The organism is Amycolatopsis sp. NBC_01286, from assembly GCF_035982555.1.
GTDB lineage: Bacteria > Actinomycetota > Actinomycetes > Mycobacteriales > Pseudonocardiaceae > Amycolatopsis.
This window is the reverse complement of record NZ_CP108428.1, coordinates 3,917,887-3,930,799: the sequence shown is the minus strand read 5'-3', so window position 1 is coordinate 3,930,799 and position 12,913 is coordinate 3,917,887. Positions and strand designations below refer to the sequence as shown.

Here is a 12,913-nt window from a genome sequence, read left to right as displayed (position 1 = left end):
GAACCGATGATCAACCTGGAAGCTCCCAAGAAGGCCGGCGCGCTGATCAACCAGGCGTACCAGGCCGCGGCCGAGGTGTTCCGGCCGATCTCGCGCAAGTACGACCGCGCGGAGCACACCTACCCCGCCGAGCTGGACATGTTCGCGGCGCTGCTGGACGGCTTGAACTCGTCCGGCGAAGGCGGCGCCGGGGCGGCGGGCGTCCGGCGTTCCGGTTCCGACGACGCCAAGAAGGGCAACCGCAACGGCGCCAACCTGAACGTCGTCCTCGGCACGATCGAGATGTGCTGGGGTGACGTCGGCCTGCTGCTGTCGATGCCGCGGCAGGGCCTGGGCAACGCGGCGATCGGCTCGGTCGCGACCGACGAGCAGCTCAAGCGCTTCTCCGGGCTGTGGGCGGCGATGGCGATCACCGAGCCGTCGTGCGGATCGGACTCGGCCGCGATCACGGCGACCGCGCGTCTCGACGGCGACGACTACATCCTCAACGGCGAGAAGATCTTCGTGACGTCGGGCGAGCGCGCGGACGCGGTCGTGGTGTGGGCGACGCTGGACAAGACGAAGGGCCGCGCGGCGATCAAGTCGTTCGTGGTCGAGAAGGGCACGCCGGGCTTCGAGGTGGTGCGCGTCGAGCACAAGCTCGGCATCCGCGCGTCGGACACCGCGGTGCTGCGCTTCGAGAACTGCCGCGTCCCCGCGGAGAACCTCTTGGGCACGCCGGAGATCGACACGGCCAAGGGTTTCGCGGGCGTCATGCAGACGTTCGACAACACCCGCCCGCTGGTGGCGGCGATGGCGATCGGCGTCGCGCGGGCGGCGCTGGAGGAGACGCGCCGGATCCTCACCGACGCGGGCGTGGTCATCGACTACGACCGCCCGGCCCACACCCAGCACGCGGCGGCCGCGGAGTTCCTGCGCCTGGAAGCGGACTACGAGTCGGCGTACCTGCTGACGCTGGAGTCGGCGTGGATGGCGGACAACCGCAAGCCGAACTCGCTGCAGGCGTCGATGGCGAAGGCCAAGGCCGGGCGTTCGGTGGTGGACATCGCGCTGAAGTGCGTCGAGCTGACCGGGGCTTACGGCGAGGAGTCGCTGCTGGAGAAGTGGGCCCGGGACGCGAAGATCCTCGACATCTTCGAGGGGACACAGCAGATTCAGCAGCTCATCGTGGCTCGGCGGGTGCTGGGGAAGACGAGTGCTCAGCTGAAGTAGGTCGCCGACGGTCGGCCTCCGGTACGCTCGCCCGCGGAGGCCGACCTTGACCGAACCTGCCAGGACCGACGACGCCGTGGTGTACGAGCCCGGTGACACCACTCCGATCAAGACGCCCGAGGAGTGGGCCGCCGAGGGGTGGGATTCCGGGCGGCAGAACCCGAAGACCCTCGACGAAGCTCGGGCCGCGCTCGCCGCGCGGATCGCCGCGCACGACTCGTCCGACACCGAAGCCGACTCCGGCGCCTACGACGCGCTGGAGGGCTGACCGTGTACGTCCCCTGGCTCGTCGACGCCGCCCGCAGCACCGGGTACCCCGTCGTCGAGGTCGCCGGGTGGCAGACCCGTGGCCACGGCGGCATGCGCGTCGTCGAAGGGGTCGTCGGGCACCACACCGCCACCGCCGACTCCGCGCCGGGCGACTACCCCTCCCTCGACCTCGTCACCCGCGGCCGCCCCGACCTGGCCGGGCCGCTGTGCAACCTCGGCCTCGGCCGCAGCGGCACGATCTACGTCGTCGCCGCCGGCTGCGCCTACCACGCCGGCGCGTCCCGCTGGCTCGGGTTCCTCGACCTGAACGACGAGTTCCTCGGCATCGAAGCGGAGTCCGCGGGCAACGGCGGCTGGACCGACGCGCAGCGCGACGCCTACCCGAAGCTCGTCGCCGCGCTGCTGCGCTACATGTCCCGCGGGGTCGAGCGCTACGCCGGGCACAAGGACGTCTGCGTGCCACCCGGCCGCAAGATCGACCCGGCCGGCATCGACACCGGCTGGCTCCGCCAGCGCGCCACCACCGGCGCACCCGGCACGACAGGAGTCGAGATCTTGGAACGCATCACGGTCACCCCGCCGGACGCGGGTGCGCACACGGTGCGCGTCTTCCTGTCCGGCAGCCCGGGCTCGGCGATCGTCGTCCGGCCGCGGCTGGGCGACGACGGCTCCGCGAAGCCGATGTGGGTGCCGGGCATCCTCGCGTGGGGTTCGGACCACGCGGGCGTCGGCCACGACCCCGCGCAGCAGCCGGGTTACGACCCGAAGCTGACGTCGCACCGGCGTTACGAGCTGCCGGGCGCGGTGTGGGCGGACGTCAGCTACAGCGCGGCCGAGCCGTTCGACCTCGACCTAGTCGGCTGAGCCGGCGGCGATCCGGTCGTCGAGGAACTCGTCGAGGTAGCGCCACGTCGTGCCGCGCGCCTTGCGGCCGGTCAGGACGCCCAGGTGCCCGCCCGGCGCGGTCTTGAAGCGGACCTCGGGCGCGTTGTCCAGCAGCTCCACCACGCGCTCCACCGACGCCTGGGGCGCGATCGTGTCGTTCTGGCCCGCCACCACCAGTGTCGGGACCTTCACCGTCGACAGCGAGATCACCCGGCCGTTGAGGTCCACCTTGCCCTCCGCCAGGTCGTTGGTGCGGAACAGGCGGTGGTACAGCTGGCCGAACGTGCGGCCCGGGTAGGCGTACATGTTGTCCATGAAGTGGTCCACCGCCTCGATCTGGGCCAGGTAGTCCCGGTCGTCGAGGTTCTTGAGGATCGCGATCGGCTTCGTGATCTCCTTGCTGATGCCCGTCGCCTTGAACACCCGGCTGACCAAATAGGACGGTGCGCCGCCGAACGCGCGGTAGATCGGCGTCAGCAGGTGGCCGCCCGTCAGGTCGACCAGCGGGCGGAACGGGGCGACGATCGGGATCGCCGTGAAATCCACCGGGGAGCCGATCGCCGTGATCGACGCGATCGGCAGGTCCGGCTGGTCGGCGTTCACCAGCAGCGAGAAGATGCCGCCGAGCGACCACGACACCAGGTGTACGGCCTGGCCGCCGTTGTCGGCGCTGACCTTGCGGATCGCGCGCGGCAGCACCTCGTCGATCCAGTGCTCGATGCCCAGGCGCCGGTCGGAGAACGCGACCATGCCGTAGTCGACGAGGTAGGCGTTGCGGCCGGCCTCGACGAGGTGCTCGATGAGGCTGCAGCCGCGGCGCAGGTCGAAGCAGATCGCCGGCGCGGCCAGCGGCGGCACCAGCAGGATCGGCGGCCCCGACACCGGACGGCTGCTGTGCGTCATCCGGTACACCGAGCGGTTCGGGCCCTGGTCGATCAGCACCCGCGGCATCGGGCGGAGATCGGCGACCCCGCCGTGCAGCACCTTGCCGACCACGTTCGACGCCGCGGCGGCCAGCCGTGCGGGCGGTGAAGCCATTCTCTTGCCTCCTGGATGTCCCCCGGGGATTCCAGGCAATCTTGCCAGTGCGGACGCGCGCGGCTCAACATCACCACACCGGCAAGCACCCCGCAAGCACGTCCGATTCGGACAGTCGTTGGGCCGTCCGAGTTACTCCGGGCCCGCCCCGGGAGCGCTCTCCGCGGCCCGCGCTTCGTACGCCGCACGGGCCGGGGAATGGGCCGCTGAAGCCAAAAGCCGATCCGCTTTCAACGTCCGCGCGAGCAGTTCGGCGGCCCGGCGCGGCAGCAGTCCCGTGAGTTTGCCCATAGGACCCAGTGACCGGGGCACGAAGACGTCGAACTTCGGCTTCCGCAGCGCGCCGACGATGGCGTCGGCGACGTCTTCCGGGCTCGCGGACTTGAACAGCTTCGCCTCGCCGAGGCCGCTCGCGAGCTCGGTCCGCACGATCGCGGGCATCACGCAGGAGACGTGCACGCCGGAGCCGTGCAGCTCCAGGTGCACGGCCTCGGACAGCCCGACGACGGCGTGCTTGGTCGCGCAGTACGTCGCCGCGCCCGGAAAGCCCGCTTTGCCGGCGAACGACGCGACGTTGACGATGTGCCCGCTGCGGCGCGGGCGCATCCGCTTCATCGCTTCGCGGGTGCCGTGGATGACGGCGTGCAGGTTGATCTCGAGCTGCCGCCGGGTCGTCGCGTCGCTCTCTTCTTCGAGGCCGGCGAGCGGCATGATCCCGGCGTTGTTGATCAGCACGTCGATGCGGCCGTGGCGGCGTTCGACCTCGTCGAGGAACCCGGTGAAACCGCGGATGTCGGTGACGTCCAGCGGCAGCGCGTCGGCGCCCAGCTCACCGGCCGTTTTCTCGGCCCGGACCTGGTCGAGGTCGCCGATCACCACCTGTGCGCCCAGCCGGGCGAGCGCCGACGCGGTCGCCGCGCCGATCCCCTGCCCGCCGCCGGTGATGACGACGACCTTGCCCGCGAGATTCTCGGCCACGGCGACTCCTTCGTCTGTTGGCAACGCGTCAACAGTGTCGCTCGCCGGCCGCGATCGCGCTACCCCACGCGCTGCTCCAGCACCTGACCGGTCCAGCCGTCGACGTCGAACCGCACGGTCGGCTTGAAGCCCTGGCTCTCGTAGTAGCGCTGCAGGTCGCCGTCGCCGCCGGCCCAGCAGTCGACGCGCACGAGGTCGATGCCGCGGCGCTTGGCCTCGTCGAGCGCGTACTCGACGAGCCGCCCGCCGACGCGCTGCCCGGTGAAGCGCCGGGAGGTGATCAGCAGCCGCACGTACAGCTCACGCTCGTCGACGGCGGGCACGTGCGGATCGTGGTCCTCGGAGACGATCAGCGCACCGGCGGGCCGGCCTTCGACCATCGCGATCCGCAGCCCGGGATCGGCGGCCATGCCCTGGACGCGCTCGACCCGCTTCGGAACGCCGCTCCACGGCTCGGTCCCCCACTGCTTCGAGCTGCCCCGCGCGACCAGCCACTCGACGGCTTCGTCGAAGAAGCGCAGCAGGATGTCGACGTCCCCGGAGTCACCCGATCGGATGACGATGTTGTCCATGCCCCCTGTTTACCGGACCGGGAGCACGCACGTGGGGCCTTCGGCGAAGGCGAGCAGCTCAGCCGACGCCGAGGTGGCGGGAGATCAGCATCTTCTGGACCTCGCTCGTGCCCTCGCCGATCTCCAGGATCTTGGCGTCGCGGTAGAAGCGGCTCACCGGGTACTCGTTCATGAAGCCGTACCCGCCGAAGATCTGCGTTGCGTCGCGGGCGTTGTCCATCGCCGCGTTCGAGGCCACCAGCTTGGCGATCGACGCTTCCTTCTTGAACGGCTCGCCGCGCAGCATCTTCGACGCCGCCTGGTAGTACGCCAGGCGCGCGGTGTGGGTGCGGACCTCCATGTCGGCGATCTTGAACTGGATCGCCTGGTACTCGCCGATGCGCTTGCCGAACGCGACGCGGTCCTTCACGTAACCCAGGCACTCGTCGACGCAGCCCTGCGCCAGGCCCACCGACAGCGCGGCGATCGCGACGCGGCCTTCGTCCAAAATGGACAGGAACTGGGCGTACCCGCGGCCGCGCGTGCCGACCAGGTTCGCCAGCGGGACGTGGACGTCCGAAAAGGACAGTTCGTGCGTGTCCGAGCAGTTCCAGCCGACCTTCGAGTACTTCGGCGCGACCTCGAAGCCCGGCGTGCCCGACGGGATGAGGATCGCCGAGATCTCCTTGCGGCCGTTCTCCATCACGTCCGTCACGGCGGTGACCGTGACGAGGCGGGTGATGTCCGTGCCCGAGTTCGTGATGAACGCCTTGCTGCCGTTGACGACCCAGTCGTCACCGTCCTGACGCGCGCGCGTGCGGGTCGCACCCGCGTCCGAACCGCCACCGGGCTCCGTCAGGCCGAAGCCGCCCAGGGCCGTGCCCTCGCACAGCGACGGCAGCCACTTTTCCTTCTGCTCCTGCGTTCCGAAGCGGTAGATCGGCATCGCGCCGAGGGAAACGCCCGCCTCCAGCGTGATCGCGACCGACGAGTCGACGCGGGCGAGTTCCTCCAAGGCCAGGCACAGCGCGAAGTAGTCGCCGCCCATGCCGCCGAACTCCTCCGCGAAAGGCAGGCCGAACAGGCCCATCTCGCCCATCTTCGCGACGATCTCGTACGGGAACTCTTCCTTCTCGTACAGCGCGCCGATCACCGGCGCCACCTCGGCGTGCGCGAAGTCCTCGACCGTCTTGCGGAGGGACTCGTATTCCTCGTCCAGGCGGAAGTCGATCACTGCTGCTCCTCTTGGGGCGTCACTACGGCAAGGGTTTCGTCGAGCGCGACCTGCTGGCCGGCCCGGACGGGGAGTTCGCTGACGACGCCGTCGATCGGCGCGGTGACCGTGTGCTCCATCTTCATCGCCTCGACGACCAGCAGCGGCGTCCCGGCGCGCACGACGTCACCCGCGGCCACCTTGACGACGAGCACGGTGCCCGGCATCGGGCTGACGACCGGCCCGGCGCCGGCGGCCTCGCCGCGTGACGACAGCACGAATTCCTGCTCCCCGAACGGAAAGCTCTGACCGTCGCGAGCCAGCCACACCGTCCGATCAGGACCGGACGCGTGCCGGTACCGGTGGAACACGCCGCCCTGGCGAACCTCCAGCAGGGACCCGTCACGACGAGCCGAGACGAGCACCGGCGCCGCGTCGTCGACGAAGACGGTCGCCGCGGCAGGCGTGCCCGCCACCCGCACCACGGCCGACGTCTGGCCGGACTTCAGCCGGAACGTCACGCCGCCGGCCGCGCCCATCCGCCAGCCGTCCGGGACGTCCCACGGGTCCACAACGGAACCCGACGGCTGCAGCTCCAGCAGGCGGTCCAACGCGGCCGCGACGAAGAACTCCGCGGGCACCTCCGAGGAGACCAATGTGGACAGACGACGGTCGACCAGTTCGGTGTCGAGACGCCCGGAGCGCACGTCCTCATCCGCCAGCAATCCCCGCAGGAACGCGGTGTTCGTGCCGACGCCCAGCACCGCCGTGTCGGCCAGCGCCCGGTCGAGCCGGTGCAACGCGGCCGCGCGGTCCGGGCCCCAGGCGATGACCTTGGCCAGCATCGGGTCGTAGTTCGAGCCGATCACCGCGCCGGGCGCCAGCCAGGAGTCGACGCGCACGCCGTCGCCGGACGGCTCGTGCACGGCCAGCACCGTGCCGCCGGTCGGGATGAACCCGCGCGCCGGGTCCTCGGCGTACACCCGCGCTTCGACGGCGTGGCCATGCAACGAAACGTCCGACTGCGCGACGGAAAGCCGTTCGCCGGCGGCGACGCGGACCTGCCACTCGACGAGGTCGAGACCGGTGACCAGCTCGGTGACCGGGTGCTCGACCTGCAGCCGGGTGTTCATCTCCATGAAGAAGAACTCGTCCGGGTTGTGCGCCGACATGATGAACTCGACCGTGCCCGCGCCGACGTAGCCGACCGAGCGGGCAGCCTCGGCGGCCGCCGTGCCCATCTTGTCGCGGGTCGCCTCGTCGAGCAGCACCGACGGCGCTTCCTCGATGATCTTCTGGTGCCGCCGCTGCAGGCTGCACTCGCGCTCACCGAGGTGGATGACGTTGCCGAACGTGTCGGCCATGACCTGGATCTCGATGTGCCGCGGGGTCGTGACGAACCGCTCGATCAGCAGGGTGTCGTCCCCGAAGGAACTCTTGGCCTCACGCCGCGCCGACTCGATGGCTTCGTCCAATTCGGACTCAGCGTGCACCAATCGCATGCCCTTGCCGCCACCACCGGCGGACGGCTTGATCAGCAGCGGGTACCCGACGTCGGCCGCGGCCGCGGCGAACCCGCCCGCCGGGATGTCCACATCGGACGCTCCGGGCACGACCGGGACGCCGGCCTTCGACACCGTCGCCTTGGCGCGGATCTTGTCGCCCATGGCGTCGATCGCGGCGACCGGCGGGCCGATGAACACCAGCCCGGCGTCCTCGCACGCCTGCGCGAACGCGGCGTTCTCGGCCAGGAAGCCGTAGCCCGGGTGCACCGCCTGCGCGCCCGACGACACGGCGGCGTCCACAATGGCCGGAATGGACAGGTAACTGCGAGCGGCTTCGGCGGGCCCGATCCGGACGGCGGTGTCCGCCTCGTGGACGTGCCGCGCTTCGGCGTCGGCGTCGCTGTAGACGGCGACGGCGCGGATGCCGAGGTCACGCAGCGTGCGGATGACCCGCACCGCGATCTCGCCACGGTTCGCGACCAACACTGAGTCGAACATGATCACATCCGGAAGACGCCGTAGTTGACATCGGACAAGGGAGCGTTCGCCGCGGTCGAGAGCGCGAGGCCGAGGACCGTGCGGGTGTCGGCCGGGTCGATGACGCCGTCGTCCCACAGCCGCGCGGTGGAGTAGTACGGGCTGCCCTGCGCTTCGTACTGTTCGCGGATCGGGTCCTTGAACGTCTCTTCGTCCTCTGTGGACCATTCGCCGCCGCGCCCCTCGATGGAGTCGCGGCGGACCGTCGAGAGGACCGACGCCGCCTGCTCGCCGCCCATCACCGAGATCCGCGCGTTCGGCCACATCCAGAGGAACCGCGGCGAGTACGCCCGGCCGCACATCGAGTAGTTGCCGGCGCCGAACGAGCCGCCGATCACGACGGTCAGCTTCGGCACCCGCGCGCAGGCCACCGCGGTGACCATCTTCGCGCCGTGCTTGGCGATGCCGCCGGCCTCGTAGGCGCGCCCGACCATGAAGCCGGTGATGTTCTGCAGGAACAGCAGCGGGATCGAGCGCTTGTCGCACAGCTCGATGAAGTGCGCGCCCTTCATCGCGGACTCGGCGAACAGGACGCCGTTGTTCGCGATGATGCCGACCGGGTGGCCGTGGATCCGGGCGAACCCGGTGACCAGCGTCGCGCCGTACTCCTTCTTGAACTCGCCGAACCGGCTGCCGTCGACGATCCGCGCGATCACCTCGCGCACGTCGTACGGCGTGCGCGAGTCGGTCGGCACGACGCCGTAGAGCTCGTTGGGGTCGACGGCCGGCGCTTCGGTCGGGAGGACGTCCCACGGGCGCGGCGTGCGCGGCCCGAGCGTCGAGACGATCGAGCGGACGATCCGCAGCGCGTGCGCGTCGTCGTCGGCTAGATGGTCGGTGACGCCGGACTGGCGCGAGTGGACGTCGCCGCCGCCCAGCTCCTCGGCCGTGACGACCTCGCCGGTCGCGGCCTTCACCAGCGGCGGGCCGCCGAGGAAGATCGTGCCCTGGTTCCGGACGATCACGGCCTCGTCGCTCATCGCCGGGACGTACGCGCCGCCGGCGGTGCAGGAGCCGAGCACCGCGGCGATCTGCGGGATGCCGCGCGCGGACATCGTCGCCTGGTTGTAGAAGATCCGGCCGAAGTGTTCACGATCCGGGAAGACCTCGTCCTGCCGCGGCAGGAACGCGCCGCCGGAGTCCACCAGGTAGACGCACGGCAGGTTGTTGTGCAGCGCGACCTCCTGGGCGCGCAGGTGCTTCTTCACCGTCATCGGGTAGTACGTGCCGCCCTTGACGGTGGCGTCGTTGGCGACGATCACGCACTCGCGGCCGGAGACGCGCCCGATCCCGGTGATGATGCCCGCCGACGGCGCTTCGTCGTCGTACAGTCCGTTCGCGGCCAGCGGCGACAGCTCGAGGAACGGCGAACCCGGGTCCAGCAGCGTGTCGACGCGGTCGCGCGGGAGCAGCTTGCCGCGTTCGACGTGCCGGGTGCGCGACTTCTCCGGGCCGCCGAGGCGGGCGCTCGAGAGGCGTTTGCGGAGGTCTTCGACCAGCTCCGCGTGGGATGTGGCGTTGCGGGCGTAAGCCTCGCTGTCCGGGGCAGCAGACGTCCCCAGAGCCGGCGTGTCCATGGGCTCCCTCGAAGTTAGCGGTCGTTAACCTCCGTCCCGATGTTAGCGACCGCTAACCTGACTGTCCAGTCGCCCGGACGCCGTGAAGGCCACCCCGGACGCACCGGGATGGCCTTCACGACCGGAGGGGACCGGGTTCAGCCGATGGCACCCCGGAGCGGGGCGTAGTAGCCGCCGGACTGGCCGGCCGCCGTCGGGTGGTACGACTCGATGACCGGCCAGGTGAGACTGTGCAGGTAGTCGCCGACCGAGGAGCAGATGTTGTGGCCGGTGAACGCCGACCGGACGTCGACGAACGTCGCGCCCGCCGCCACCGCGCGCGACGCCGTCACCGACGCCAGCGTGTCGGCGCCCGAGTTGATCGCGGTGCGCTTGGTGTCGCTCAGCCCGACCCAGCAGGAGCCGGGCACGGTGTAGAAGCGCGGGTAGGACAGGACGACGAGCCGCGCGCCCGGCGCCTTCGCCTTGATCGCGTTGTAGGTGTTCGTCAGCAGCGCCGGGAGGGTGTTGTTGACGTAGGTCTTCGCGGTGTTGACGCGGTTGGTGCAGTCCGCGTCGCTGCCGAGGGTGCAGGTCTGGATCACGTCGGTGAAGCCGGCGTCGTTGCCGCCCACGGTGACGGTGACCAGGGTCGCGTTGGCGGGGATCGAATTGGCTTGGCTGATGACGTCCGGCGTCTTGGCGCCGGAACAGGCCAGGAACGTGAGCGCCGTGCCGGCGTGGGCGTTGGTCCACAGCTGGGCGTAGGCGTTCGAGCTGCGGTAACAGCTCCCGGAACTGCCGTAGCTGCCGGCCCCGACCCCGGAGGAGTAGGAGTCGCCGAGCGCGGCGTAGACGGCCCCGGCGGCATGAGCGGTGCCCACGACGCCGAGGGTGGACAGGGCGACGGCACCCAGTGCTGTGGTCAGCCGCAGGAGAAAGCGTCGCGCGGTACGGATCGGAACCCCCATGGGCCACTCCTTTGTGACAGAACCGATGGGAAAATCACACCAGGTGAGGCCTTCACAAGGAAGAGCGATTACTCGTAAGTAACCCTCTTGGCCCACTACTTAAGTCAGGTGGGTGGAATTCGCACCGGTCAGCCGTCACCTGCTGCGCGGTTTCCAGGCCTTCACCGAGCGCGTGGCGCCGTCGGGCGCGGCGTTGGCAGCGTGGTCCGGTGGGATCCACCCGCGCTACATCGGCCGCGGAACACCGTGGCCTGCGATCTGCGTCGTAGACGCTCACCAGGGAAGTTAGCGACCGCTAACCGGCCACCCCTAATATGGCCGGATGGCGGCGAACCCGACTCCCCTCGTGAACGGCGAGAAGGCGAACAGACGCGAGCAGATCATGTCCGCGGCCGCCGAGTTGTTCGCCCACCACGGCTTCCACGGCGTCGGCATCGACGACATCGGCGCCGCGGTCGGCATCTCCGGCCCGGCGCTCTACCGCCACTTCCGCAGCAAGGACGCCATCCTCGGCGAGATGCTGAACTCGATCAGCCGCTACCTGCTCGACGGCGGCACCGCGCGGGCGAGCCGGCCCGGCGAACCGGACGACACGCTGAGCGGGCTGGTCCGGTTCCACGTCGATTTCGCGCTCGAGCACCCGGCGCTGATCACCGTCCAGGAGCGCAACCTCGCGAACCTCACCGACACCGACCGCAAGCAGGTGCGCGCGCTGCAGCGGCAGTACGTCGAGGTGTGGGTCCGCGCGATCCGCGACGCGCTGCCGGAGCTGGGCGAACGCCAGGCGCGGTCGGCGGCGCACGCCGTGTTCGGACTGATCAACTCGACGCCGTACAACCGCCATCTCGGTGACGCCGAACTCGCGGAACTGCTCTGCCGCCTCGCGCTGGGTGCGTTGCGCGCGGCCGGATGACCGACCCGGATCAAGGTATCCCCATGAGCGCCGTCGCTGGTGTTTGATGGGGCACGTGGACCCGGACTGGAGCGAGCCGGAACGGCAGCTCGTAGAGAAGGCGCAGCGCGCGTTGACCGCGCTGAGCCTCGGCAACGACGCCGTGGCGCTCGGCGAGCTCGCCCCGACGGCCGCCGAACCGCAGGCCCGCGCGGACGAGACCAAGGACCTGATGCTGCTGTTGTTCGGCGAGTGCAGCGCGATGGTCTCCACCCTGGGCGACGGCGGCAGTGCGCCGGTCAAGGTCCAGGTCTTCGACGAGGACGGCGAAGAGGTCTCGATCGACCAGGCCGACCCGCCGGTGCGGACGGCCGTGCGGACGCTGCTCGCCGAGGTGCACGGCAACACCGAAGCGGCGCAGGAGCAGGTCGAGATCGCCCTGGCCAACGCGGCGCCCGACGAGGTCGACAGCCTGGTGCTGCAGGCCCTGCGCTGGACGATCCGGCTGTCGGTGGAGTGCCTGGACCGCGACCTGCCCGTGGCGCCCTGGATCTCGGAAGCCGTCTCGGACTAGCGCGGCACTTTCACGTGAAAGTGCCGCTTCACGCCGGGCGCAGGGATCGCACGATCGGGGTCAGGTACAGCTCCGCGACGCGACGGCGTTCGACGTCGTCGTCGACCGGCAGCACCGTCTCGGGTGTCAGCACCAGGGAGACCACGATCCGGATGAGCAGCTCGGCCATGCCGTCGATGTCGTCGTCCGGCAGGCTCAGGCGGCCCGCGGCGACCTCCGCGCGGAAGTGCGTCGCGATCCGGGCCCGCGCGGCCGCGAACAGGCCGCCGGCCTGCACCGTCAGGTGCGGCAGGATCAGCTCCGGTTCGGTGCGCAGCAGGCGGTTGAGCAGCCGGTGCCCGCGCAGGTACACCAGGGAGAAGCTCAACCCCTCGATGAGCTTCTCCTCCGGCGTCGGCTGCGCTTCGAGGACGGCGTCGACCTTCGTCAGGAACCGCTTCATCTCCCGCAGGATCAGCGCGTTGAGCAGCTGGTCCTTCTTCGGGAAGTAGCGGTAGATCGTCACGCGCGAGAGCCCGACGCGGCGCGCGACGTCGTCCACGGTGAACCGGCGCAGCCCGAAGTCCTCGGCCTGGGTCAGGGCCGCGCCCATGATCCGCTCGGACGTCTCGTCACCGGGCAGCTCGGCGTCGAGCGCGTGCTGCAGGAGGTTGCGCATGGGGCAACCCTAGGCTGCTTTACAACTTGACGGAACTTGTTTCATGCGTTCTCCTGTTTCAGGACACGGGGAG

The 12,913-nt window shown here is 70.2% G+C and carries 13 protein-coding genes; 5 read left to right on the top strand and 8 right to left on the bottom strand.

What is annotated here, in order from left to right; all coding sequences use genetic code 11:
• The first annotated feature begins 6 nt into the window (after nucleotides 1-6).
• From OG570_RS19005 to OG570_RS18995, 3 genes are read left to right on the top strand one after another with little or no spacing between them, the layout of a single operon-like run.
• Nucleotides 7-1,212, top strand: a complete 1,206-nt coding sequence (locus tag OG570_RS19005) for an acyl-CoA dehydrogenase family protein (RefSeq protein WP_326958034.1) — start codon at nucleotides 7-9, stop codon at nucleotides 1,210-1,212.
• Nucleotides 1,213-1,258: 46 nt separating this feature from the next.
• A complete protein-coding gene (locus OG570_RS19000; protein WP_326944227.1) occupies nucleotides 1,259-1,480 on the top strand; it encodes a hypothetical protein in 222 nt (73 codons plus the stop codon).
• A gap of 2 nt (nucleotides 1,481-1,482) precedes the next feature.
• A complete protein-coding gene (locus tag OG570_RS18995; RefSeq protein WP_326944228.1) occupies nucleotides 1,483-2,346 on the top strand; it encodes a peptidoglycan recognition protein family protein in 864 nt (287 codons plus the stop codon).
• On the opposite strand, the gene OG570_RS18990 is transcribed toward OG570_RS18995, so the two are convergent.
• The 7 genes from OG570_RS18990 to OG570_RS18960 all read right to left on the bottom strand — a co-directional run bounded on the left by OG570_RS18990 (nucleotide 2,335) and on the right by OG570_RS18960 (nucleotide 10,716).
• Complete coding sequence (locus OG570_RS18990; protein WP_247057346.1) at nucleotides 2,335-3,405, bottom strand: alpha/beta fold hydrolase; 1,071 nt, start codon at nucleotides 3,403-3,405, stop codon at nucleotides 2,335-2,337. The two genes, OG570_RS18995 and OG570_RS18990, sit on opposite strands and share 12 nt — an antisense overlap.
• Nucleotides 3,406-3,537: 132 nt before the next feature.
• A complete protein-coding gene (locus OG570_RS18985; protein WP_326958032.1) occupies nucleotides 3,538-4,383 on the bottom strand; it encodes an SDR family oxidoreductase in 846 nt (281 codons plus the stop codon).
• Nucleotides 4,384-4,442: 59 nt separating this feature from the next.
• Complete coding sequence (locus tag OG570_RS18980; protein WP_326958030.1) at nucleotides 4,443-4,955, bottom strand: GNAT family N-acetyltransferase; 513 nt, start codon at nucleotides 4,953-4,955, stop codon at nucleotides 4,443-4,445.
• Nucleotides 4,956-5,013: 58 nt separating this feature from the next.
• Nucleotides 5,014-6,168, bottom strand: a complete 1,155-nt coding sequence (locus tag OG570_RS18975; protein ID WP_247057353.1) for an acyl-CoA dehydrogenase family protein — start codon at nucleotides 6,166-6,168, stop codon at nucleotides 5,014-5,016.
• The gene (locus tag OG570_RS18970) at nucleotides 6,165-8,150 is read right to left on the bottom strand and encodes an acetyl-CoA carboxylase biotin carboxylase subunit (RefSeq protein WP_326958028.1); all 1,986 of its coding nucleotides are present in this window, start codon (nucleotides 8,148-8,150) and stop codon (nucleotides 6,165-6,167) included. Before OG570_RS18970 ends, OG570_RS18975 begins: the two co-directional genes overlap by 4 nt.
• Before the next feature lie 2 nt (nucleotides 8,151-8,152).
• Nucleotides 8,153-9,766: a carboxyl transferase domain-containing protein gene (locus OG570_RS18965; protein ID WP_326958026.1), complete on the bottom strand. Its 1,614-nt coding sequence runs from the start codon at nucleotides 9,764-9,766 to the stop codon at nucleotides 8,153-8,155.
• Between the two features lie 137 nt (nucleotides 9,767-9,903).
• Nucleotides 9,904-10,716: an SGNH/GDSL hydrolase family protein gene (locus tag OG570_RS18960; protein WP_442788279.1), complete on the bottom strand. Its 813-nt coding sequence runs from the start codon at nucleotides 10,714-10,716 to the stop codon at nucleotides 9,904-9,906.
• A 322-nt stretch (nucleotides 10,717-11,038) separates the two neighbouring features.
• Between OG570_RS18960 and OG570_RS18955 the strand changes: the two genes are divergently transcribed.
• Nucleotides 11,039-11,629: an SACE_7040 family transcriptional regulator gene (locus OG570_RS18955; protein ID WP_247057361.1), complete on the top strand. Its 591-nt coding sequence runs from the start codon at nucleotides 11,039-11,041 to the stop codon at nucleotides 11,627-11,629.
• Between the two features lie 46 nt (nucleotides 11,630-11,675).
• Entirely contained in the window at nucleotides 11,676-12,182 is a 507-nt protein-coding gene (locus OG570_RS18950) for a hypothetical protein (protein WP_326944237.1), read from the top strand.
• A 28-nt stretch (nucleotides 12,183-12,210) separates the two neighbouring features.
• On the opposite strand, the gene OG570_RS18945 is transcribed toward OG570_RS18950, so the two are convergent.
• Nucleotides 12,211-12,840, bottom strand: a complete 630-nt coding sequence (locus OG570_RS18945) for a TetR/AcrR family transcriptional regulator (protein WP_247057366.1) — start codon at nucleotides 12,838-12,840, stop codon at nucleotides 12,211-12,213.
• Nucleotides 12,841-12,913: the final 73 nt, after the last annotated feature.

What these genes read in the sequence shown, in the direction of transcription:
- OG570_RS18950 (WP_326944237.1), top strand. Translation starts at nt 11,676, where the DNA reads ATGGGGCACGTGGACCCGGACTGGAGCGAGCCGGAACGGCAGCTCGTA.
- OG570_RS18965 (WP_326958026.1), bottom strand. Translation starts at nt 9,766, where the DNA reads ATGGACACGCCGGCTCTGGGGACGTCTGCTGCCCCGGACAGCGAGGCT.
- OG570_RS19005 (WP_326958034.1), top strand. Translation starts at nt 7, where the DNA reads ATGATCAACCTGGAAGCTCCCAAGAAGGCCGGCGCGCTGATCAACCAG.
- OG570_RS18960 (WP_442788279.1), bottom strand. Translation starts at nt 10,716, where the DNA reads ATGGGGGTTCCGATCCGTACCGCGCGACGCTTTCTCCTGCGGCTGACC.
- OG570_RS18980 (WP_326958030.1), bottom strand. Translation starts at nt 4,955, where the DNA reads ATGGACAACATCGTCATCCGATCGGGTGACTCCGGGGACGTCGACATC.
- OG570_RS18945 (WP_247057366.1), bottom strand. Translation starts at nt 12,840, where the DNA reads ATGCGCAACCTCCTGCAGCACGCGCTCGACGCCGAGCTGCCCGGTGAC.
- OG570_RS18990 (WP_247057346.1), bottom strand. Translation starts at nt 3,405, where the DNA reads ATGGCTTCACCGCCCGCACGGCTGGCCGCCGCGGCGTCGAACGTGGTC.
- OG570_RS18955 (WP_247057361.1), top strand. Translation starts at nt 11,039, where the DNA reads ATGGCGGCGAACCCGACTCCCCTCGTGAACGGCGAGAAGGCGAACAGA.
- OG570_RS18970 (WP_326958028.1), bottom strand. Translation starts at nt 8,150, where the DNA reads ATGTTCGACTCAGTGTTGGTCGCGAACCGTGGCGAGATCGCGGTGCGG.